Below are 21,098 nucleotides of genomic sequence, written 5' to 3' on the forward strand. Positions count from 1 at the left end.
CTTGTTCTTCTTTACTCACCAAACGCCCCGCGCTCGTACGCTGCGTACTCGGGCGAACCGGGGAAGCGGCGCCGCAGCTGGGCCGCCAGCGACGCTTCATGGGTCCGGTCACCCGCCTTGCGGCCGATGCGCATGGCAAGCCACAGCGCATCGGCCGGCAGCGTCTCGAGCTTGGCTGTCTCGAGCAGACGGTTGATGAAAAAACCGGCGCGCTCAAGGTCGCGCCGCTCGTAGTACACCCGCGCCAATCCGGTATTGACCGTCGGCAGACCGGGGTTCAGACGCAAGGCTTCGAGCAGATAGCGCTCGGCCGCATCGTTGTTCCGGTTCTTGATGCTGCACACGCCCGCATTCACCAGCGCGCTGAGCGGCGTCTGGTACGTGGGGTTCTTCAGTGCCGCATCGAAATAACGCATTGCCTCGGCCGGGCGGTTGACCGACTGGCACAAGAACGAACCGAAGTTGTTCGAAAACTCGGGGTCATTCGGGCGCAGGCGCAGCGCCTGCTGGTAATTCTCTTCAGCCAGCGGATACTGGCCCATCGACGTGTAGACCAGCGCGCGCAAACCGTAGGCGTCGGCATAGGCGGCATCGGCCGCCAGCGCCTTCTTGATTTCGTCGAGCGCGATCTCGTACTTGCCCTGCTGATAATAACCGACCGCCAGCTGAATGCGGATCGACGCACGCTTCTCGCCCGCCGTCTGGTCCGACGCTGTCTTGAGCTCGCCGGTGGAACCCGACCCGCCGCCCGCGTTGCTGGCGCATCCGGCCAGCAGGGTCAGGGTCGAGGCGAGTGCAAGCGCGGCGGCGGCAAGCTTCATCAGGTCGGGATCTCCACGATGCGCCCGAAGTCGGCGCCGAACTTTTTCTGGTACTCGGCCATTTTTTCCATGCGCTCGACCACCCGGGTGCGGTCCTTGACCTCACCGGCCAGCTGGCCGCAGGCGGCGTCGATATCGTCGCCGCGCGTCTTGCGCACGGTGGTGACGATGCCGGCATCCATCAGCACCTGGGCAAACGCCTTGATGCGGGGATTCTTGGAGCGGAACAGGCCGGACTCGGGGAACGGATTGAACGGAATCAGGTTGAACTTGCAGTTCACGCCGACCACGGGGTCGTTGACCAGCGCGATCAGTTCGCGTGCGTGCTCGTCGCTGTCGTTGAAGCCGTCGAGCATGCAGTATTCGAAGGTAATGAAGTCGCGCGGTGCGAATTCAAGATAGCGCTTGCAGGCGGCCATCAGTTCGCGCAGCGGGTATTTCTTGTTCAGCGGCACCAAGATATCGCGCAGCGCATCGTTCGACGCGTGCAGCGACACCGCCATGGCCACCGGCACGTCCTGCGACAGCTTGTCGATGTTCGGCACCACGCCCGAGGTCGACAGGGTCACGCGACGGCGCGACAGGCCGTAGGCGTTATCGTCGAGCATCAGCTTGAGCGCGGTAACGGTGGGTTCGTAGTTCAGCAGCGGCTCGCCCATGCCCATCATCACCACATTGGTGATCTGGCGTTCGCCCTTCGGGCCTGGCTCGATGCCTTTGGTGCGGCGCAGCTCGAACTCGGCCATCCACAGCTGGCCGATGATTTCGGCGACTGTCAGGTTACGGTTGAAGCCCTGCTTGCCCGTCGAGCAGAAGCGGCAGTTGACGGCGCAGCCCGCTTGCGTGGAGATGCATAGCGTGCCGCGGTTTTCTTCCGGGATGAACACGGTTTCGACCGCATTGCCATTGCCGACATCGACCAGCCACTTGCGCGTGCCGTCGGTGGACGTGTTGTCGCTGACGATGGCTGGTGCGCGCACTTCGGCGCGCGTGCTCAGCTTTTCACGCAGCGACTTGGCCAGGTCGGTCATGCTGTCGAAGTCCGCGGCGCCAAACTGGTGAATCCAGCGTTGGAGTTGCTTGGCGCGGAACGGCTTCTCACCCAAGTCGGCGCAATAAGCGACGAGTTGCGCGGGATCGAGGTCCAGCAGGTTGGTGAGCGTCGTCATGGCAAAAATTCCTCAGTTTCAGCACCCGCTCGCATCGGCCCTTGGCCGCTGGCGAGCGGGTTACTCATTGCATTAGTCCGGGGAGAATGCTCCGGGGCGCGCCCGGACTGCGCTCCCCCTTACTAATTAACGCGAGTAGACGTTCAGTGCCGGGAAGTAATAAGCGATTTCCACAGCAGCGGTGTCGGCAGCGTCCGAACCGTGAACAGCGTTGGCATCGATCGAATCAGCGAAGTCAGCGCGGATGGTGCCGGCGTCAGCTTTCTTTGGATCGGTTGCACCCATCAGGTCGCGGTTTTTCAGGATCGCGCCTTCGCCTTCGAGGGCGGTGACCATGACTGGGCCCGAGATCATGAACTCGACCAGGTCCTTGAAGAATGGACGTGCAGCGTGCACAGCGTAGAAGCCTTCGGCTTCAGCGCGCGACAGTTGCACCATGCGTGCAGCGACGATCTTCAGGCCAGCTTCTTCGAAACGGCTGTAGATTTTGCCGATCACGTTTTTTGCGACTGCGTCAGGCTTGATGATGGACAGGGTGCGTTCGATTGCCATGAGAAAACTCCAATAAAATGAAAGGTTTAGAACTGAGCGATGTAAACAAACTTTGGGACTCAATTAACCTTCAATTTTACCATATCCGACCCGAAAAGCTCATATTGCGGTGGCGGTCGGCAAGGTGGTACAGTGGCGGCAAATCTACGTCCAGTTTCTCCATCAACCTTCATGCTCGTTTAAGCTGCGTGTTATAGGATGATAGGTAGTTGCTGTACAGTACCTGCAGTCATTCATTTCTCCGGAGGCACTATGTATCCTAGTACCCAAAGTACCATCGACCTGACCAAAGGTGGCCAGGCCTCGCGTAACAAAGTGCTACGCAATACTTACTGGTTGCTGGCGCTGTCGATGATCCCGACCGTGGCAGGCGCCTTCCTTGGCGTGTCCATGGGTGTCGCGCTGTTCAGCGGTATCCTCGGCTTCGTGATCTTCATGGCCGTCGCATTCGGCTTCATGTGGGCGATTGAAAAGAACAAGGACTCCGGTCTGGGCGTTGCCCTGCTGCTGGGCTTCACGTTCTTCATGGGCCTGATGCTGGCACCGCTGCTGACGCACACGCTGAACTATTCGAACGGCGGCAGCCTGATCATGACCGCCTTCGGCGGCACCGCGATCGTGTTCGCCGTGATGGCCAGCATCGCCACCACGACCAAGCGCGATTTCTCGGGCATGGGCAGCTGGCTGATGGCCGGCGTCGTCGTGCTGCTGCTGGCGGTCGTCGCCAACATCTTCCTGCAGATGTCGGTGCTGTCGATCGTGATCTCGATCCTGGCGATCGGTATCTTCTCGGCCTTCATCCTGTATGACGTGCAGCGCATCGTCAACGGCGGCGAAACCAACTACGTCACCGCCACGCTGTCGATCTACCTGAACGTCTTCAACATCTTCTCCAGCCTGCTGCGTCTGCTGGGCATCGTGGGCGGCGACGACTGATCGTACCCTGCTCCGATAAAAAAACCGGCCACTGGCCGGTTTTTTTTCATCCTCCACTTCGTCACCCACAGCCGGGGTCAGGTCTGACATTTAGACACGACCTCAGCTTTAGCCACATCCAATGGTGTCTAGCCCAGCACAGCGGGGGTCAGGTCTGACATTCGGACACGACCTCAGCCTTAAACACTTCCAACGGTGTCTAGCCCGTCATTAGCATGGCTCGATGCCAGCCAGATTGTCGAGATCATGTCCGAATGTCAGACCTGACCCCGGTTTTTCGTGCTTCTTCACCCACAGCCGGGGTCAGGTCTGACATTTAGACACGACCTCAGCTTTAGCCACATCCAATGGTGTCTAGCCCAGCACAGCGGGGGTCAGGTCTGACATTCGGACACGACCTCAGCCTTAAACACTTCCAACGGTGTCTAGCCCGTCATTAGCATGGCTCGATGCCAGCCAGACTGTCGAGATCGTGTCCGAATGTCAGACCTGACCCCGGTTTTTCATGATCCCGGTTTTTCAATGTCAGACCTGACCCCGGTTTTTCAGGTCCACTCTTCTGCTGGGGCTGGCTTTTCGCCCAGCTCGAACACGCCGATCGATTCAACGTGGGAGGTGTGCGGGAACATGTTGACGACGCCTGCCTTCGTCATCACGTAGCCGGCTTCGTGTACGAGGATGCCGGCGTCCCGCGCCAGCGTGGATGGGCTGCACGAGACGTACACGATCCGCTGCGGCATCAGGTGCTCGTGGGTGGTGCGCAGCTCGGCCAGCGACTGCGCCAGCGCCATCGCGCCATCGCGGGGCGGGTCGATCAGCATGCGGTCGAAGCGGCCCAGCGCCACCAGGTCTTCTTTCGTCACATCGAACAGGTTGCGGGTCGAGAATGACGTTTTGGCCGCCAGGCCATTGGCGCGGGCATTCTCCAGCGCGCGTTCGGTCAGCGCGGTGCTGCCCTCGATGCCGACAACCTCACGTGCCTGGGTCGCCAGTGGCAGCGTGAAGTTGCCCAGGCCGCAGAACAGGTCGGCCACGCGGTCGGTCGGTTGCACGTCGAGCAGGCGCAGCGCCTTCGAGACCAGCACGCGGTTGATCTGGTGGTTGACCTGCGTGAAGTCGGTCGGCTTGAACGGCATGCGGATGCCGAACTCGGGCAGCGTGTAATACAGGTCTGTACCCAGCGGATAGTACGGGTGTGCCGAATCGGGCCCCTTCGGCTGCAGCCACCAGTGGATCTTCCATTCGTCGGCGAATGCTTTGAGCAGCGTTTCGTCCTTGCGGCTGAGCGGCGCCATGATGCGCAGTACCAGCACGGTCGATTCTTCGCCGATCGCCAGTTCGATCTGCGGCACATGGTCGATGACCGACAGCGCTGCGATCAGTTCGCGCAGCGGCACGATCAGGCGCGCGACGTGGTCGGGCAGGATTTCGCAGGTAACGATGTCGGCCACCAGCGCCGAGGCTTTCTCGTGAAAGCCCACCATCACCGTGTTTTTCTTCGGCACATTACGCACCGACAGGCGCGCGCGGTAGCGGTAATCCCAGGTCGGGCCGTACATTGGCCGCAGGATGGTCTCGGCCTTCACCTTGGCGATGTGCTTGAGGTTATCTTCGAGCACTCGCTGCTTCATCGCGACCTGCGCGCCCGGCTCCAGGTGCTGCATCGAGCAGCCGCCGCAGTAACCGAAGTGGATGCATTTGGGCTCGACCCGCATCGAGGACGCGCGCTGCAGCGTGACCATGCGGCCCGCTTCCCAGTTCTTCTTTTTCTTGAGCGTCTCGTAGCTGACGCGCTCGCCCGGCAGCGCGCCTTCGACGAAGACCACTTTACCGGGCGAGCCGTCGGCGTTCTCGAGGTGGCCAACGCCGCGCCCGTCCATGTCGAGGGATTTGATGTCGATGAAAATGTCGTGCATGGGCGATCAGAAAGGAGTGAGCGTCGAGGGGAGGATGCGCTGGCGGCGCGGCCGCACAGGCGCGCGCATGATAGCAAGGAAACCGATGAGGCGCTACAACCTGCCCCGATGGTTCATAACAGCGCGTCGCGCACCACGCCACGGGCGGCCATCGCCCGCTTGAGTTTCACCAGCGCTTCCTGCTGGATCTGGCGCACCCGCTCGCGCGTGACACCCAGCTCGTCGGCCAGCGTCTCGAGCGTGGCCGGCTCGTCGTTGTCGAGGCCGAAGCGGCGCGTGACGACCAGGCGCTGCTTGTCCGGCAGGCGCGCCAGCCAGTCGCGCACCAAGAGCGCGGCTTCCTGCTGCTCGGCGTGGGCATCGGGGCTGCTCTCGCCGTCATCGGGCAGCACGTCCATCAGGCTCGATTGCGGATCGTTGTCGAGCGGCGCGTCGAGCGAAGTAGGATGTTCGGACAGCATCAGGATGTCCTGTACCTCCTCGACCGGACGGCCGACCAGACTGGCGATGTCCTCGCTCGAGGCTTCCTTGCCGTCGTGGGTTTGCGCTTCGAGGTGGTATTTGGCGCGCAGTACGCCGTTGAGTTCACGCACCATGTGCACGGGCAAGCGCACCGTGCGCGCCTGGTTCATGATCGCGCGCTCGATGCTCTGGCGGATCCACCAGGTCGCGTAGGTCGAGAAGCGAAAGCCCCGCTCGGGCTCGAACTTGTCGATCGCGCGCATCAGGCCGATATTGCCCTCCTCGATCAGATCCAGCAGCACCACGCCGCGGTTGATGTAATGCTTGGCGATCGAGACGACCAGGCGCAGATTGTGCTCGATCATCGTCTGGCGCGCGCCGAAGTCCCCCGCCTTGGCCAGCGTGGAGAAATGGACTTCCTCCGCGTGCGTGAGCAACGCGCGGGTGCCGATCTGGTTCAGGTAATGCTGGGTGGTATCGGTCGCGAGCTCGGCCTGCAAGACCTTGCGCAGCTCGTCGACCGTATCGACGACGGCAACCGCCAGTGGCTCGCCGTCGCCCGCAGCAGCCACCGGCTCGCTTTCCGGGTCATCCGGAAACTCGTCGGTGTCCTGCGAATCGAGCGAGTGCGGCGGCTGTGTCATACCATCCTATCGAACGGGCAGGAACCTCGTCGGGTCGACCGGCTTGCCCTGCTGGCGAATCTCGAAGTGCAGCTTGACCAGGTCGGCGTCGGAATCGCCCATTTCGGCGATCAGTTGGCCCTTGGCCACGTTGTCGCCTTCCTTCACGACAATCTTGCGATTGTGCGCGTAGGCCGACAACAGGCTGTTGCTATGCTTGACGATGACGAGGTTACCATAACCGCGAATCCCGCTGCCAGCGTACATGACCTTGCCGGAGCCGGCGGCCACCACGGGCTGGCCGGCCCTGCCGGCGATGTCCAGGCCCTTGTTGCGGCCGTCGTCGAAGGTGGCGATGACGCGCCCTTCCGATGGCCACATCCAGCTCAGGCGCGCTTCGTCGCTGGCGCCGGCAGCCGGGGCTGCTGGCGCTGCCGGCACGACCGGCGTGACAGCCGGGACGCTCGGGCGTGTATCGGCCACCGTGGTCTCGGTAACCGGCTTCTTGTCGACGCGCGGCTCGGTCTTGCGCGGCGCGCTGGCGGCTGGTGGCATCGGAATCGGCTGGGTCTGTACATTGGCCGTGCGCTCACCACCCGGCGGGCTCACGCGCAGCACCTGGCCGACCTTGATGTCGTCCGGATTGGCCAGCTTGTTCCAGTCCACCAGATCGCGGTAGTTCTGGCCGAAGTCGAAGGCGATGCGCAGCAGCGTATCGCCCTTGCGCACGGTGTACATGCCGCGCTCGTCGTGCTTGGGGGTATCGTCGACGCGCACCGGGGCCGGGCGGGTCTGAACGGGTGCGGTACCGCGTTCGACGACGGGCGCCTGGCGGGTCGTGGTGGAACAGCCGGCAACGAGGCCGATGATGATCGTCAGGAGGGCGAAACGCGGTGCTTGTGTCATTGGCATTCTTTAGTCTTGTCGGCGTACTGCGGGCCTGGCGGCCCAGATTGAAATTAGATGGTGCCCGGGCGCAGGGGCACAAAGTGGCACGCTTCCAGCGTTTCGCTGGTCCACTCGGCCTTGCCGGTGCGGGTTATGCGGTGCAGGTGCTGCACCTCGGCGCCAACGGGCGCGACCAGATGCGCACCGATGGCCAGCTGCTCGAGCAGCGCGCGCGGCACATCGAGGCCGGCGGCCGCGAGAATGATACCGTCGAACGGCGCCACCTGCGGCAAGCCTAACATACCATCGCCATACTGCAAACGCAGGTTCGATATGCGCATCGGGCGCAGATTGGTTTTGGCAAGCTCGTGCAGGGCCTTGATGCGCTCGATCGAGTACACATCCTTTGCGACGAACGACAGCACCGCGGCCTGGTAGCCGCAGCCCGTGCCGATCTCGAGCACGCGTTCGAGCTTGCGGCCAGCGCACATCATGTCGATCATGCGCGCCACGATGTATGGCTGCGACATTGTCTGCTGATGGCCGATCGGCAGCGACGCATCGACATATGCCTGGCCCGACATTGCGGGCTCGAGGAACAGATGGCGCGGCACGATTTCCATGGCGCGCAGCACCTGCGGATCGTTCACGCCCTGGCGTGCGATGCGCGTGACCATCGCGCGGCGCACCGCTTCGGTGGCAGCCAGGTCCGAACGCTGGGCGGTCGGCGCGCCAATAGCGGCCTGCACATAGCCAGGCGCGCGTGCGGCCGGCCCGGCCTCCGGCGGCGCCTTGCTGCCGCTGGCGGCGTTACGGGTCGCGGTCTGCGGCGTGAACACCGGCGCTGGCGCGCCGGGTTTGCGCGCGCCGCTGGTCGTCGACGACAGGGGCAACGGGAAGTTCGGACGCGCGTCCTTCATAGCAAGGCTCCAGCCAGCAGATCGAGCTGGGTCTTGTGGGTGAGGTCAATCTGCAGCGGCGTGATCGACACGCGCCCCTGCGACGTGGCGTGAAAATCGGTGCCCTCGCCCGCATCGAGGCAGGCGCCAGGCGCGCCGATCCAGAAGATCTCGCGCCCGCGCGGATCCTGGGCGCGGATGACAGGTTCGGCCTGGTGGCGGCGGCCGAGGCGGGCCGGCGTCAGCGGGCCGATCTGCTCGTACGGCAGGTTCGGGATGTTCACGTTGAGCAGGAACGGCGACGGCAAGGCGGCAAACCCGCCCGCGGCAAAGCGCTCCACGATGTCGCGTGCCACGCGGGCCGCATCGTCCACGTGGGCCCAGCCGCTGTCGACCTGAGAAAACGCGATGGCCGGCACGCCGAACAGATACGCTTCGGTGGCGGCGGCCACAGTGCCGGAATACAGCGTGTCGTCGCCCATGTTCTGGCCATTGTTGATGCCGGAAACCACGAGGTCGGGCAGCGCGTCGGACATCCCGGTCAGCGCGATGTGCACGCAATCGGTCGGCGTGCCATTGGTGAAGTAAAAGCCGTTAGCCGCTTTGTGGACCGACAGGGGACGGTCGAGTGTCAGCGAGTTGGATGCGCCCGAGCGGTTGCTGTCGGGCGCGACGACGACGATCTCGGCGATTGGCGCGAGCGCGTCCGCCAGCGCCTGGATGCCAGGCGCGAGATAGCCATCGTCGTTGCTAATCAGTATCCGCATGGAGGCGATTTTACCTGAAGCAACGCTTGTATCGACACCTGGTGGCGGAAAAATGCGGCCGGATTTCATGATCCGGGACGCTGGATGCCGCTTTGGCATGCCACCGGGAGCGATGTCTTAGCGAATTGACAAGCGGCGTGGCAAGAGCGGCAACGGCCAAAAAGCCACGCTCATCCGCCGTCGTTCAAGCGCCCCAATGCCGCCATGTCGCCCTGGGTGGCGAAGATCAAGGCCAGCGCGCTGCGCGCCGCGAGGCGGGCGCCACCGTGGCGACTGGCTTGCCGTGCGCAGGCGCGCAGTATTGCTTCGAGCAGCCGGCGTGCGTGACCGAGTTCGTTTGCCTGGACGAACAGCAGCGCCAGCCGGTAGCTGCAGCGCAGCGTGTCGCCATGCTCGCTACCCTGCTGGCGCCGCCGCGCATCGAGCACGCCTTCGAGCACCGTCCGTGCACGCCCGGGTTCGTGCTGCCGCGCGAGCGTGTGCGCCAATGCTTCCTGGGCATCAAGGGTCGCGAACAATGTGCCGGATTGGTCCATGCGGCGCCTCGTGAATGGAAGGACAGCGTGCCAGGCGATAAAAACGGCGCAATCCTGTCGATCCTAGCGTGTCTGTCAGGACCACCGCTTGCGGCCGGACAGGAGAAAACAGGCCGTAAGCATGTTCACGCCGCGCCGACGCCGCTCTCATCGTCCTCTGCCGCCGCCGGATCGAAGAAGCGCAGCACCTCTTCCTGCACCCGCGTGCGCTTGAACGACGGCAGGCTCTGCCAGATGCGGCGGCCGTACGGCTTGGTGATGAGGCGCGGATCGCAGATCATCAGCACGCCCCGGTCGTCGACGTCGCGGATCAGGCGCCCTGCCCCCTGCTTGAGCGTGATGATTGCCTCGGGCAGCTGGTGATGCATGAAGCCGTTGAGGCCCTGCTTTTCCATGACTTCGATGCGCGCGGCCAGCACCGGATCGTCCGGCGGCGCGAATGGCAGCTTGTCGATGATCACGAGCGACAGCGCATCGCCGCGTACATCAACGCCTTCCCAGAAGCTCTGGCTGCCAACCAGCACGGCATTGCCGGCCGTGCGGAACGAATCGAGCAATTCGGTACGGCCCCGCTCGCCCTGCACGAACAGCGGGAAATCCCAGCCGCGCTCGGCAAACTCCACCCGCAGGCGTTCCGCCACCTTGTTCACGGCGCGAATCGTCGTGCACAGGAAGAACGTGCGCCCGCCAGCGGCCTTGATCACCGGCAGCGCAGCGTCGACGACAGCATCGGTATAGACGGCTGCCTGCGGTTCCGGCAAGCCGGTCGGCACGTACAGCAAGCCCTGGTTCACATAGTCGAACGGGCTCGGCCAGGTCTTGGCCGGCTCGCCCGTCAGCCCAAGCTGATCGGAGAAATGCTTGAAGTCGTTTTTAACCGCCAGCGTTGCCGACGTGAAGATCCAGCTACGCGGCGTGCCTTCGCGCTGGTTGGAAAAAATCGGCGCGATCGACAGCGGCGTCTTGTGCAATTGCAGCGATGACGCGAACGCCTCGGCCCACAGCACCGCCTGCTCGGCAGCGGGCGCCTTGGCGTCCGGTTTCCAGCCGTCGATGGCGGCGGCCAGGTCATGCGCCCGCACGCGGCAGGCTTCGATCGTTTCGGCGCGCGCCGCGTTTTCTTCGAGCACGGTGATCATGCCCGCCAGCTCGGCCTTGAGCTTGTCCAGCGCCGGGAAGAACTGCGACGTTGGCATGATCTGCGGCAGCGACAGGCGCAGATTGCCTTCACCAAACGCCAGGCGCAGGTCGCGCGCCGCTTTCTCGACCACGGTGACGACCTTGGCCCAGTCCGGCCCGCCCCGCGCATGGGCCAGGCCTTCGGCCAGCACGTCGCGGCACAGTTCGAGCACCTGCGAGGTCGACACCGACTGGCCGAAGAAGAGCGTCGCCGTGTCGGGCAGCTGGTGCGCCTCATCGAAGATGATGGTGTTGGCCGACGGCAGCAGCTCGGCCACGCCGGTGTCCTTCAGTGCCACGTCGGCAAAGAACAGGTGGTGGTTGACGACCACGATGTCGGCCTGCTGCGCTTCGCGCCGCGCCTTCATCACGAAACAGTCCTGGTAGTACTGGCACTCGGCGCCCATGCAGGTGTCGCGCGTGGACGTGACGAGGTTCCAGACCGTGGCGGTTTCCGGCACCTTGGCCAGCTCGGCCTTGTCGCCCGAGTTGGTCATTTTGATGAAACGCGAGATTTCGCGCAGGTGGCCGACGTCGTCGCGCGACGTCAGGCGGCCGTTCTGCAGCGTGCGCTCCAGGTGGAAATGGCAGACGTAGTTCGAGCGGCCCTTGAGCAGCGCCACCGAGACCGGCGCGCGCAGCGCGGCGCGGATGGTCGGGATGTCGCGCATGAACAACTGGTCCTGCAGGTTCTTGGTGCCGGTCGAGACGATCGTCTTGCCGCCCCACAGCAGCGCCGGGACCAGGTAGGCGAAGGTCTTGCCAGTGCCCGTACCAGCCTCGGCCATGAGCACTTGCTGGTTGTCGATGGCATGGGCGACGGCCTTGGCCATCTCGGTCTGGGCCTGGCGTGGCTTGAAGGTGCCGACGGCGGGCGCGAGCGGGCCGCCCGCACCGAACAGGCGGTCGAGGTCAGCGTCGTACTTGCCGGCAGGGATAGCGGAGTCGGTCGACGCGGCGGAAAGTGCTTCCACGGCGCCAGTGGCCGACCCAGCCGTCCCGACCGGCTCTGCGGCAGGGCCGGGAACAGGGAGATGGTCGGTCAATGTATGTGTCGTAACTTATCTTGAAGAAACGTGGCTTGCAGCAATGGCTCAGGCCGGGATATCGGGGACCAGCTGCATCTTCAGCAGCGTAATATGATCTTTGAGCTGCAGTTTACGCTTTTTGAGGCGGCGCAGTTGTAACCCGTCGGCGTGGCCGTCCGCCGTCAACATGGAGATGACGGCATCGAGGTCGCGGTGTTCCACATCGAGTTCAATAATACGGCGCTGGATGTCCTGGACATCGATCATGATGGTCTGTTCCAAACAGTGTTTACAGATGGGATTGCGGGAATGGGAGCCGGTCGGCGCTGGCGCAGCGGGCCTTCCAGTATTGCCGTAAGCAAATCTTCTTGCTTGTTGGTTGGTTCTCGGTGCATAGTTTAATCCACGCGGTCATTGCCGCCAACAAAGATTGGCGTTAGGCCTAAGAAAACAAGCATTTATGACTTCCTACAGGATCGAAGCGGGTACTGCGCAACACATCGGTAACCGCCCCCAACAAAACGATCGCGCCGCTCTGTTTACGGGTGCGCGTGCGCCCGGCTATGTGCTCGCGGTGCTGTCCGACGGCATCGCCAGCCCGGCCGGGGCCGAGCAAGTGCTGCACACGGCGCGCCAGGTATTCGACGAATTCAAGCCGGGCGACCACCCGGACATCGAGCGCCTGGCACAACTGCTGCATGAGATCATCAGCGAAACCCACACGGTGATCAAGATGAACGCCATCGCCGGCAAGACCGAGCTTCACGCCAGCTTCGTCGGCCTGGTCATCAGTCCGCATGGCGAGGCGGTCTGGGCCCACGTGGGCGACTCGCGCCTGTACCGCTTCGAGCACGACAAGTGCGCGATGCGCACGGGCGACGTCGCCTATGTCGAGCACCTGATCTCGAGCGACCGCCTGCCTGCCGATGCGGCGCGCAACCATCGCCGCTCCAAGCTGCTGCTCAATGTACTGGGAAACAGCCGCAAAGAGCCGTTCGTTACGACTGGCAGCCACACGGGGCTGGTCGCCGGCGACAGCTTCCTGCTCGGCTCCGATGGCCTGTGGCACTTCTTCACCGACGCCGAACTGGCCGCCGTGACCGCCAAGTCCACGCCGCGCCAGGCCGCCGAAAAGCTCATCAGCAAAGCCGGTGAGCGTTCTCAGGGCAAGGGCGGCAATTGCACCATGGCCATCGTCAAACTGGTCAAACCGCCCGGCGCCTAGTTGCTCGCTGCCGGCGGCTGGCCCGCCTTCTTCGCCGCGTCGTCAGCCGCGCGTTTGGCGGCCTTTGCCTCGCGCTCGGCGACACGGCGCGCGACCTGCTTCTGACGCTCGATCGATTCCACACGCCGTGCTTCGGCCGCCGCCACATTCTGGGCTGCCCTCGCCTGGGCGCTCTGGGTGCGGGCCGCGTTCTCCTGCAGGCGTTTGGTGCGGGCTGCGCGCGACTCCGCCGGCGTCGTGCGCGGCGCTGGCAAGGCAGTGCTTGGTGGCGCCTTGACGGCCGGTGGATTGGCCGCCAGTTCGGCTTCTTCTTTCTGGAAAGCCGCCTCGGACACGGCCAGCGCGCGGTCGCGCTCATCGACCTTGGCCTGGCGCAGGTAGCGCGACGCTTCGATCTCGATGGCGCGCTGCTCCAGCAGCGCCACGCGCTGCTGCTCGCTTGCCTCGTCCAGGCAACGGGTCACGAAGAATTTGTCGTAGCAGACTACTTCGCGCTCGGCGTAGCGGGTTTCGATGGCGCGGCGCTCGGCGGCCACGGCTGCCAAACGCTCTTGGGCCTGCGCGGTCGAGGTCGATGCGGGTGGTGGCACCTCCGGCGCCGCTGGCTGTGTCGTCGAGCAGGCCGCCAGCAGGCTTGCCAGGGCCAGCAGCGCGCCTGCGCGCAGCGTGGTAATGCGTGTCATGTGGATCCTTGTTGTCGTGCCTGGCCGTATCAGGCGATCTTGTCGGCCGCGCCGCGCCGCTCGGAGAGCATGTATTCGCGCGACTGCATCTCGATGATACGCGATACGGTCCGGTGGAATTCATTGGCCAGCTGGCCCTGCGTGTAGAGCTCCTCGGGCTCGACCGCCGCGGACATGATCAGCTTGACCTTGTGGTCATAGAACACGTCGATCAGCCAAGTGAAGCGGCGCGCTTCGGACGACTGGCCCGCCGACATTGCCGGGATACCGGACAGCACCACCGTGTGGAACTGGCTGGCCAGCTCCAGGTAATCGTTCTGCGAACGCGGGCCGCCGCACAGCGTGGCGAAGTCGAACCAGATCACGCCCCCGGCACGGCGCAACGCGCGGATTTCGCGGTTCTCGATGTGCACGATCGGCGCTTCGTCGGCGATGTCTGCCACCTTGGCATAGGCGTCGCGCAGGGCGCGGTCGGACGCGGCATTCAGTGGCGTGTAATAGGCCTCGACCTGCTCGAGCGCGCGCTTGCGGTAATCGTTGCCGGCATCGACGTTCAGCACATCCAGCTTGTCCTGCAGCAGCGCGATGGTCGGCAGCATGCGGTCGCGGTGCAGGCCGTCCGGATACAGCGTCGACGGCTCGTAGTTGGACGTCATCACGAAGCTCACGCCGTTGTCGAACAGCGCCTTGAGCAGGTTGTACAGGATCATCGCATCGGCGATGTCCGAGACGTGGAATTCATCGAAGCAGATCAGCCGGTATTTCTTGGCGATGCGCTTGGCCACTTCGTCGAGCGGATCGGCCACGCCTTTCAGTTCATCGAGTTGCCCGTGGACGGCGCGCATGAATTCGTGGAAGTGCAGGCGCGTCTTGCGCACTACCGGCACGACCGAATAGAACGAGTCCATCAGGAACGATTTGCCGCGCCCTACCCCACCCCACATATACACGCCCTTCGGCACCGTGGGACGGTTGATCAGGCGCTTGAAAGCGGACGACCGCTGGGCCTTGTAGGCGACCCAGTCGTCGTACGCCTGCTGCAGGCGGTCCACTGCCATTTGCTGGGCGGGGTCGGACGTGAAACCACGCGCGTTAAGCTCGTGTACATAATATTCTTGAACGTTCATGGGATACCGATAAAAACATGGGGTGGACGGCGACGCCGACCACCCCATGGAGTTCACGCGCCGGCACGCATGCCGGCGAAGTTTCTGCTGCTTAGAAGTTCAGCGAACGCTTGTCCACCGCCAGAGCGGCTTCTTTGGTGGCTTCCGACAGCGACGGGTGCGCGTGGCAGATGCGGGCGATGTCTTCGGCCGAGGCCTTGAACTCCATCGCAACGACGGCTTCCGAAATCAGCTCGGACGCCATTGGGCCCACGATGTGCACGCCCAGGATTTCGTCGGTCGTGGCATCGGCCAGGAACTTGACCATGCCCGACGTGTCGCCCAGTGCGCGCGCACGGCCGTTGGCCATGAACGGGAAGGTGCCGGCCTTGTAGGCGATGCCTTCGGCCTTGAGCTGCTGCTCGGTCTTGCCGACCCAAGCGATCTCTGGCGAGGTGTAGATGACCCAAGGAATCGTGTTGAAGTTGACGTGACCATGCTGGCCGGCGATACGCTCGGCAACGGCAACGCCTTCTTCTTCGGCCTTGTGCGCCAGCATCGGGCCGCGCACGACGTCGCCCACTGCCCACACGCCTGGCAGATTGGTACGGCACTCGTCGTCGACGACGACAAAGCCGCGCTCGTCGAGTTGCACGCCAACGGCTTCGGCGTTCAGGCCGATCGTGTTCGGCACGCGGCCGATCGAAATGATCAGGCGGTCGAACGTGGTGCTCTGTTCTGCGCCGGTGCTGTCGGCGTAGGCAACAGTGACGTTATTCTCGCCCTTGGTGATCGCGCCGATCTTGCAACCGAGGTTGATTTTGAGGCCCTGCTTGACGAACAGCTTGTGCGCTTCTTTGGCGATCTGCTCATCGACTGCGCCGAGGAAGGTCGGCAGACCTTCAAGCACGGTGACGTCAGCGCCGACACGGCGCCAGACGCTGCCCATTTCGAGGCCGATGACGCCGGCGCCGATCACGCCCAATTTGCCTGGGACCGCATCGATGGCCAGTGCACCCACGTTCGACAGGATCAGTTTCTCGTCGAATTCGGCGCCCGGCAGCTGGCGTGCGTTCGAACCGGTCGCGATGACCACGTTCTTGGCGGTCAGCGTGTCGGTGGTCGGGCCGCTGACATTGATGGTGTAACCGCCTTCGGCAGTGCCGGCGAACGCGCCGCGGCCGTGGAAGAAGGTGACCTTGTTCTTCTTGAACAGGAACAGGATGCCGTCGTTGTTCTGCTTGACGATCGTGTCCTTGCGACCCAGCATCTTGCCCAGGTCGAGTTCGAGGCCCGAGACGTTGATGCCGTGGTCGGCAAATGCGTGACCAGCGTGCTCGAAGTGCTCCGACGACTGCAGCAGTGCCTTCGACGGGATGCAGCCGACGTTGGTGCAGGTGCCGCCCGGGGCAGGCTTGCCGGCGGCGTTGCTCCATTCGTCGATACAGGCAACCTTGAAGCCCAGCTGGGCTGCGCGGATGGCAGCAATGTAACCGCCAGGACCGCCGCCGATGACGACGACGTCAAATTGTTTATCGCTCATTACATGATTCCTTTTTTATTCTTCCGGAACAAATACCCACAGCAGCAGGTAGATCAGGATGCCGAAGCCGAACGTCAGGACGAACAGCACGAAGATCAGGCGCCAGACCCATGACTCGAGGCCATAGGTGCGCGCCAGGCCGCCACACACGCCGCCGAGCCAGCGATCGAGCCGCGTGCGGCGCAGACCGCTGAGCAGATCGTCGCGGTGCGTGTCGAACGACGAGCCGCTCGTGAACGCGCTCTCCTTCGTCAGGCTGACGGTGGACGCGCCGGAGAGAATGCGCGCCTTGGCCTGCTCGAATTCGGCGTCGGACAACGCGCCGGCCTGATGCAACTCGTGCAGCCGCTTGATTTCGTCTGACAGCATGTCGTTCTCCGGCAAACTATGGCCGGCGCCACGGGGCGCCGGCCAGGTTGAGACTTACAGGTCCAGCAGCAGGCGGGCCGGATCTTCCAGCGCATCCTTCATCGCGACCAGGCCCAGGACGGCTTCGCGGCCGTCGATGATGCGGTGGTCGTACGACATGGCCAGGTAGTTCATCGGACGGATCACGATCTGCCCGTTTTCGACGACCGCGCGGTCCTTGGTCGCGTGCACGCCCAGGATGGCCGACTGTGGTGGGTTGATGATCGGGGTCGACATCATCGAACCGAACACGCCGCCGTTCGAGATCGAGAACGTACCGCCGTTCAGATCGTCCAGGGTCAGCTTGCCTTCTTTGGCTTTCTGGCCGAATTCACCGATTTTCTTTTCGATGTCGGCGATCGACATCTGGTCGGCGTTGCGCAGGATCGGCACCACCAGGCCACGTGGCGAACCGACAGCGATACCGATGTCGAAGTAGCCGTGGTAGACGATGTCGTTGCCGTCGACCGATGCATTCAGCACTGGGTACTTCTTCAGTGCGGCAACAGCAGCCTTGACGAAGAACGACATGAAGCCCAGCTTGACGCCGTGTTCTTTCTCGAACTTGTCCTTGTACTTGTTACGCAGGTCCATGACTGGCGCCATGTTCACTTCGTTGAACGTGGTCAGGATGGCGTTGGTCGACTGCGATTGCAGCAGGCGCTCGGCGATACGGGCGCGCAGGCGGCTCATCGGCACGCGCTCTTCCGGACGGTCGCCCTGGCTGGCAGGCGCGGCGGCAGCGACTTGCTGCAGTGGCGCTTTGGCAGGTGCGGCAGGTGCGGCAGCTGGTGCAGCGGCTGGCTTGCCGGCGACAGCGGCCAGGGCATCGCCCTTGGTCACGCGGCCGTCACGGCCGGAACCATCAACGCCGGCGGCGTTCATGTTGTTGTCAGCCAGGATCTTGGCAGCGGCAGGCATTGCCACGCCGGCTTTCGACTGGTTCGATGCAGCTTCCGGGGCCGCTTGCGATGCAGCGGCGGCGATTGGCGCGTTTGGTGCGGCCGACGGGATGGCTTTCACTGGCAGCGGGCTGGTCTGCGCCGATGCTTCGGTGTCGATGACGGCGATGACTTCACCGGCGATGACGGTTGCGCCGTCGGCCTTGAGCAGTTGCACGATCACGCCGGCGCTTGGCGCTGGCAGTTCCAGGACCACCTTGTCGGTCTCGATGTCGATCATGTTCTCGTCGCGATCGACGGACTCGCCGACTTTCTTGTGCCAGGACAGCAGGGTCGCTTCAGCAACCGATTCCGACAATACAGGGACCTTGACTTCGATTTGTGCCATTTAAAACTCCAGTAATTATTCTTTGCAAGAAACCCCGACGCACAGCGCCGGGGTCGTGGTCTTACTTATGCTTGTGCATCACTTCGTCAGGATGAAGCCCTTGAGCTTCGAGAACGCCGTCTCCAGCAGTTCTTTCTGCTGCGCGATGTGCTTGTCGGCATAACCGACTGCAGGCGACGCCGAGGCGGCGCGGCCGGCGTATGCCAGGCGCTGGCCATCTTCCATGCCTTCGAAGATGTTGTGCTGGATCTGGAACCATGGACCCTGGTTTTGCGGCTCGTCCTGCACCCACACCACTTCACCGGCGTTCGGGAACTTTTTCAGTTCGGCGCCGAACGACTTGTGCGGGAACGGGTACATCTGTTCCATGCGGATGATCGCGGTATCGGTCACGTTGCGCGCCTTGCGTGCATTGACCAGGTCGAAGTAGACCTTGCCCGAGCAGACCAGCACGCGCTTGACCTTCGATGCGTCGATCTTCTCGTCGCATTCGCCGATCACGGTCTGGAAACCGCCCTTGGCCAGGTCGGTCAGCGGCGAACCGGCATCCTTGTTACGCAGCAGCGACTTCGGCGTGAAGATGACCAGTGGCTTGCGGAACTGGCGCACCATCTGGCGACGCAGCAGGTGGAAGATCTGGGCGGCGGTCGTTGGCTGGACCACTTGCATATTGTTGTCTGCGCACAGTTGCAGGAAACGCTCGATACGTGCCGACGAGTGCTCCGGACCCTGGCCTTCGTAGCCGTGCGGCAGCATCATGACCAGGCCCGACGCGCGGCCCCACTTCACTTCGCCCGAGGCGATGAACTGGTCGATCACAACTTGGGCGCCGTTGACGAAGTCGCCGAACTGGGCTTCCCAGATCGTCAGCGTGTTCGGTTCGGCGGTCGAGAAACCATACTCGAAGGCGAGCACGGCTTCTTCGGACAGCACCGAGTCGATCACGGTGAAGTTGGCCTGGTTCTCGGACACATTGGCCAGCGGCAGGTAGATGCCCTGGTCCCAACGTTCGCGGTTCTGGTCGTGCAGCACGGCGTGACGGTGCACGAACGTGCCGCGACCGGCATCCTGGCCCGACAGGCGGATGGCGTAACCTGACGACAACAGCGACGCGTAGGCCAGGTGTTCGCCCATGCCCCAGTCGAGGTTGACTTCGCCGCGACCCATATTGGCGCGGTCGGCCAGCACCTTGTCGACCAGCGAGTGTGGCTTGAAGTTTTCTGGCGTCGTGGTGATGCGTTGCGCCAGGCGCTTCAGTTCGGTCAGTGGCACGGCGGTATCGGCCGCGTCAGTCCACTTCTTGTTCAGGAACGGCGCCCAGTCGACGGCGTACTTGTTCTTGAAGTTGGTCAGCACCGGATCGACCGTGTGCTTGCCGGCGTCCATCGCATCGCGGAACGCAGCGACGAGCTTGTCGCCGCCGTCGGCTTCGATGGTGCCCTGCGCTGCCAGCTTCTCGGCGTACAGCTTGCGGGTGCCCGGGTGCTTGGCGATCTTCTTGTACATCAGCGGCTGGGTCAGCGCTGGCGTATCCTGCTCGTTGTGGCCCAGCTTGCGGTAGCAGATGATGTCAACGACGACGTCCTTGCCGAATTCGGCGCGGTAGTCGAGTGCGATCTGGCTGGCCAGCACGACGGCTTCAGGATCGTCGGCGTTCACGTGCAGCACTGGCGCTTCGATCATCTTGACGACGTCCGAGCAGTACAGCGTCGAGCGCGCATCGCGCGGATCCGACGTGGTGAAACCGATCTGGTTGTTGATGACGATGTGGACCGTACCGCCCGTACCGTAGCCGCGGGTCTGCGCCAGGTTCAGGGTTTCCATGACCACGCCCTGGCCAGCGAATGCAGCATCGCCGTGCACCAGGATCGGCAAGACTTCTTTGCCCTTGCGGTCGCCACGGCGTTCCATACGCGCCTTGACCGAACCTTCGACGACCGGGTTGACGATCTCGAGGTGGGACGGGTTAAAGGCAAGTGACAGGTGGACCGGGCCGCCCGGCGTAGTGATGTCGCTCGAGAAGCCCTGGTGGTACTTGACGTCACCGGCTGGCAGGTCGTCGGCGTGCTTGCCTTCGAACTCTTCGAACAGGTCGGCCGGGCTCTTGCCCAGGGTGTTGACCAGGACGTTCAGACGGCCGCGGTGGGCCATACCGATAACGATTTCCTGGACGCCCTTTTCACCGGCGCGCTGGATGACTTCGTCCATCGACGCGATGAACGATTCGCCACCTTCGAGCGAGAAGCGCTTGGCGCCGACGTACTTGGTGTGCAGGTAGCGCTCGAGGCCTTCGGCCGCGGTCAGGCGCTCGAGGATGTGTTTTTTCTTTTCGGCCGAGAAGGTCGGGGTCGAACGGATCGATTCCAGACGCTCTTGCAGCCAGCGCTTTTCGGTCGGATCGCTGATGTACATGAACTCGGCACCGATCGAGCGGGTGTACGTGTCACGCAGCATGTTCAGGATATCGCGCAGTGGCGCGGTGTCTTGACCGAAATACGTATTGGTGATGTTGAAGACCGTGTCCATGTCGGACTCGGTGAAGCCATAGAACGCAGGATCGAGTTCTGGCAGCAGTGGACGTTCCTGGCGCTGCAGCGGATCCAGGTTGGCCCAGCGCGAACCGAGGTAACGGTAGGCGGCGGTGATCTGGGTCACGGCGACGCGTTTGCGGCCCAGTTCGGAGTCAGCCGAGGCGACCACGGTGCGGATCGGGCCCTGCTTGGCGCGTTCGGCGAACGACGCAATGACCGATGAATGGACGACGTCAGGACGGTTCGAGCCATCGACGGCCGGCACGTGCTGCATCTGGTCGAAGTAGGCGCGCCAGTTTTCTGGCACCGACGTCGGATTGTCCAGATAGGCCTCGTACAACTCTTCCACGTACGGGGCATTGCCGCCGAACAGGTATGAGTTGGCGTTTTGTTGTTGCATCATTCTTGCTCACCTTTCTTTTCGCGCTTCGCGAGGGTTGGGCGGGTTATTTAACCTTCCGCGACACGGCCTGACCGTTTAGCGGATTGCACTTCAAGACATCAAGTTGTGGGGGAAGGACTGTTTCAGTACCGAT

General features: G+C 63.3%; 19 protein-coding genes. 2 read left to right on the forward strand and 17 right to left on the reverse strand.

Going from position 1 to position 21,098, the window contains the following annotated elements; genetic code table 11:
* Positions 1–11: 11 nt before the first annotated feature.
* The 3 genes from pilW to ndk all read right to left on the reverse strand — a co-directional run bounded on the left by pilW (position 12) and on the right by ndk (position 2,542).
* On the reverse strand, positions 12–821 hold the full coding sequence (gene pilW / locus AC1MGT_RS04510; protein ID WP_499503177.1) for a type IV pilus biogenesis/stability protein PilW: 810 nt from the start codon (positions 819–821) through the stop codon (positions 12–14).
* Entirely contained in the window at positions 821–1,990 is a 1,170-nt protein-coding gene (gene rlmN / locus AC1MGT_RS04515; RefSeq protein ID WP_258835036.1) for a dual-specificity RNA methyltransferase RlmN, read from the reverse strand. The genes pilW and rlmN overlap by 1 nt, the downstream gene beginning before the upstream one ends.
* A gap of 126 nt (positions 1,991–2,116) precedes the next feature.
* Positions 2,117–2,542, reverse strand: coding sequence for a nucleoside-diphosphate kinase (gene ndk / locus AC1MGT_RS04520; RefSeq protein ID WP_499503179.1), 426 nt, complete (start codon positions 2,540–2,542; stop codon positions 2,117–2,119).
* A gap of 252 nt (positions 2,543–2,794) precedes the next feature.
* Between ndk and AC1MGT_RS04525 the strand changes: the two genes are divergently transcribed.
* Positions 2,795–3,478, forward strand: coding sequence for a Bax inhibitor-1/YccA family protein (locus AC1MGT_RS04525; RefSeq protein ID WP_183555426.1), 684 nt, complete (start codon positions 2,795–2,797; stop codon positions 3,476–3,478).
* 545 nt (positions 3,479–4,023) lie between these two features.
* Here the strand turns inward: AC1MGT_RS04525 and rlmD are convergent.
* The 8 genes from rlmD to AC1MGT_RS04565 all read right to left on the reverse strand — a co-directional run bounded on the left by rlmD (position 4,024) and on the right by AC1MGT_RS04565 (position 12,043).
* Entirely contained in the window at positions 4,024–5,394 is a 1,371-nt protein-coding gene (rlmD, locus tag AC1MGT_RS04530) for a 23S rRNA (uracil(1939)-C(5))-methyltransferase RlmD (protein ID WP_499503181.1), read from the reverse strand.
* A gap of 113 nt (positions 5,395–5,507) precedes the next feature.
* On the reverse strand, positions 5,508–6,500 hold the full coding sequence (rpoS, locus tag AC1MGT_RS04535; protein WP_499503183.1) for an RNA polymerase sigma factor RpoS: 993 nt from the start codon (positions 6,498–6,500) through the stop codon (positions 5,508–5,510).
* Positions 6,501–6,506: 6 nt separating this feature from the next.
* Positions 6,507–7,385, reverse strand: coding sequence for a peptidoglycan DD-metalloendopeptidase family protein (locus AC1MGT_RS04540; protein WP_499503184.1), 879 nt, complete (start codon positions 7,383–7,385; stop codon positions 6,507–6,509).
* 53 nt (positions 7,386–7,438) lie between these two features.
* On the reverse strand, positions 7,439–8,287 hold the full coding sequence (locus AC1MGT_RS04545) for a protein-L-isoaspartate(D-aspartate) O-methyltransferase (RefSeq protein ID WP_499503185.1): 849 nt from the start codon (positions 8,285–8,287) through the stop codon (positions 7,439–7,441).
* Positions 8,284–9,033 carry a 5'/3'-nucleotidase SurE gene (surE, locus tag AC1MGT_RS04550; protein WP_499503186.1) on the reverse strand — a complete coding sequence of 250 codons (750 nt, stop codon included), beginning with the start codon at positions 9,031–9,033 and terminating at the stop codon, positions 8,284–8,286. The genes AC1MGT_RS04545 and surE overlap by 4 nt, the downstream gene beginning before the upstream one ends.
* Positions 9,034–9,203: 170 nt before the next feature.
* Positions 9,204–9,569, reverse strand: a complete 366-nt coding sequence (locus AC1MGT_RS04555; RefSeq protein ID WP_499503187.1) for a tetratricopeptide repeat protein — start codon at positions 9,567–9,569, stop codon at positions 9,204–9,206.
* A gap of 125 nt (positions 9,570–9,694) precedes the next feature.
* Positions 9,695–11,794, reverse strand: coding sequence for a DNA repair helicase YoaA (gene yoaA, locus AC1MGT_RS04560; RefSeq protein WP_499503188.1), 2,100 nt, complete (start codon positions 11,792–11,794; stop codon positions 9,695–9,697).
* A 48-nt stretch (positions 11,795–11,842) separates the two neighbouring features.
* On the reverse strand, positions 11,843–12,043 hold the full coding sequence (locus AC1MGT_RS04565; RefSeq protein ID WP_183555433.1) for a YdcH family protein: 201 nt from the start codon (positions 12,041–12,043) through the stop codon (positions 11,843–11,845).
* Between the two features lie 193 nt (positions 12,044–12,236).
* Between AC1MGT_RS04565 and AC1MGT_RS04570 the strand changes: the two genes are divergently transcribed.
* Positions 12,237–13,001, forward strand: a complete 765-nt coding sequence (locus tag AC1MGT_RS04570) for a PP2C family protein-serine/threonine phosphatase (RefSeq protein WP_499503189.1) — start codon at positions 12,237–12,239, stop codon at positions 12,999–13,001.
* On the opposite strand, the gene AC1MGT_RS04575 is transcribed toward AC1MGT_RS04570, so the two are convergent.
* From AC1MGT_RS04575 to AC1MGT_RS04600, 6 genes are all read right to left on the reverse strand, one after another.
* The gene (locus AC1MGT_RS04575; RefSeq protein WP_499503190.1) at positions 12,998–13,684 is read right to left on the reverse strand and encodes a hypothetical protein; all 687 of its coding nucleotides are present in this window, start codon (positions 13,682–13,684) and stop codon (positions 12,998–13,000) included. The two genes, AC1MGT_RS04570 and AC1MGT_RS04575, sit on opposite strands and share 4 nt — an antisense overlap.
* A 29-nt stretch (positions 13,685–13,713) precedes the next feature.
* On the reverse strand, positions 13,714–14,811 hold the full coding sequence (gene zapE / locus AC1MGT_RS04580; protein ID WP_183555436.1) for a cell division protein ZapE: 1,098 nt from the start codon (positions 14,809–14,811) through the stop codon (positions 13,714–13,716).
* Between the two features lie 91 nt (positions 14,812–14,902).
* The gene (lpdA, locus tag AC1MGT_RS04585; RefSeq protein WP_499503191.1) at positions 14,903–16,333 is read right to left on the reverse strand and encodes a dihydrolipoyl dehydrogenase; all 1,431 of its coding nucleotides are present in this window, start codon (positions 16,331–16,333) and stop codon (positions 14,903–14,905) included.
* A gap of 15 nt (positions 16,334–16,348) precedes the next feature.
* Positions 16,349–16,702, reverse strand: coding sequence for a PspC domain-containing protein (locus AC1MGT_RS04590; RefSeq protein ID WP_332530925.1), 354 nt, complete (start codon positions 16,700–16,702; stop codon positions 16,349–16,351).
* A gap of 54 nt (positions 16,703–16,756) precedes the next feature.
* Complete coding sequence (odhB, locus tag AC1MGT_RS04595) at positions 16,757–18,031, reverse strand: 2-oxoglutarate dehydrogenase complex dihydrolipoyllysine-residue succinyltransferase (RefSeq protein WP_499503193.1); 1,275 nt, start codon at positions 18,029–18,031, stop codon at positions 16,757–16,759.
* 78 nt (positions 18,032–18,109) lie between these two features.
* On the reverse strand, positions 18,110–20,965 hold the full coding sequence (locus AC1MGT_RS04600) for a 2-oxoglutarate dehydrogenase E1 component (RefSeq protein WP_499503195.1): 2,856 nt from the start codon (positions 20,963–20,965) through the stop codon (positions 18,110–18,112).
* Between the last annotated feature and the right edge of the window lie 133 nt (positions 20,966–21,098).

This window comes from Telluria sp. BA11 (assembly GCF_056680305.1).

Bases quoted from the DNA above. Each gene is read 5' to 3' on its own strand.
- pilW (WP_499503177.1), bottom strand. From the start codon at position 821: ATGAAGCTTGCCGCCGCCGCGCTTGCACTCGCCTCGACCCTGACCCTG.
- rlmN (WP_258835036.1), bottom strand. From the start codon at position 1,990: ATGACGACGCTCACCAACCTGCTGGACCTCGATCCCGCGCAACTCGTC.
- ndk (WP_499503179.1), bottom strand. From the start codon at position 2,542: ATGGCAATCGAACGCACCCTGTCCATCATCAAGCCTGACGCAGTCGCA.
- AC1MGT_RS04525 (WP_183555426.1), top strand. From the start codon at position 2,795: ATGTATCCTAGTACCCAAAGTACCATCGACCTGACCAAAGGTGGCCAG.
- rlmD (WP_499503181.1), bottom strand. From the start codon at position 5,394: ATGCACGACATTTTCATCGACATCAAATCCCTCGACATGGACGGGCGC.
- rpoS (WP_499503183.1), bottom strand. From the start codon at position 6,500: ATGACACAGCCGCCGCACTCGCTCGATTCGCAGGACACCGACGAGTTT.
- AC1MGT_RS04540 (WP_499503184.1), bottom strand. From the start codon at position 7,385: ATGACACAAGCACCGCGTTTCGCCCTCCTGACGATCATCATCGGCCTC.
- AC1MGT_RS04545 (WP_499503185.1), bottom strand. From the start codon at position 8,287: ATGAAGGACGCGCGTCCGAACTTCCCGTTGCCCCTGTCGTCGACGACC.
- surE (WP_499503186.1), bottom strand. From the start codon at position 9,033: ATGCGGATACTGATTAGCAACGACGATGGCTATCTCGCGCCTGGCATC.
- AC1MGT_RS04555 (WP_499503187.1), bottom strand. From the start codon at position 9,569: ATGGACCAATCCGGCACATTGTTCGCGACCCTTGATGCCCAGGAAGCA.
- AC1MGT_RS04565 (WP_183555433.1), bottom strand. From the start codon at position 12,043: ATGATCGATGTCCAGGACATCCAGCGCCGTATTATTGAACTCGATGTG.
- AC1MGT_RS04570 (WP_499503189.1), top strand. From the start codon at position 12,237: ATGACTTCCTACAGGATCGAAGCGGGTACTGCGCAACACATCGGTAAC.
- AC1MGT_RS04575 (WP_499503190.1), bottom strand. From the start codon at position 13,684: ATGACACGCATTACCACGCTGCGCGCAGGCGCGCTGCTGGCCCTGGCA.
- zapE (WP_183555436.1), bottom strand. From the start codon at position 14,811: ATGAACGTTCAAGAATATTATGTACACGAGCTTAACGCGCGTGGTTTC.
- lpdA (WP_499503191.1), bottom strand. From the start codon at position 16,333: ATGAGCGATAAACAATTTGACGTCGTCGTCATCGGCGGCGGTCCTGGC.
- AC1MGT_RS04590 (WP_332530925.1), bottom strand. From the start codon at position 16,702: ATGCTGTCAGACGAAATCAAGCGGCTGCACGAGTTGCATCAGGCCGGC.
- odhB (WP_499503193.1), bottom strand. From the start codon at position 18,031: ATGGCACAAATCGAAGTCAAGGTCCCTGTATTGTCGGAATCGGTTGCT.
- AC1MGT_RS04600 (WP_499503195.1), bottom strand. From the start codon at position 20,965: ATGATGCAACAACAAAACGCCAACTCATACCTGTTCGGCGGCAATGCC.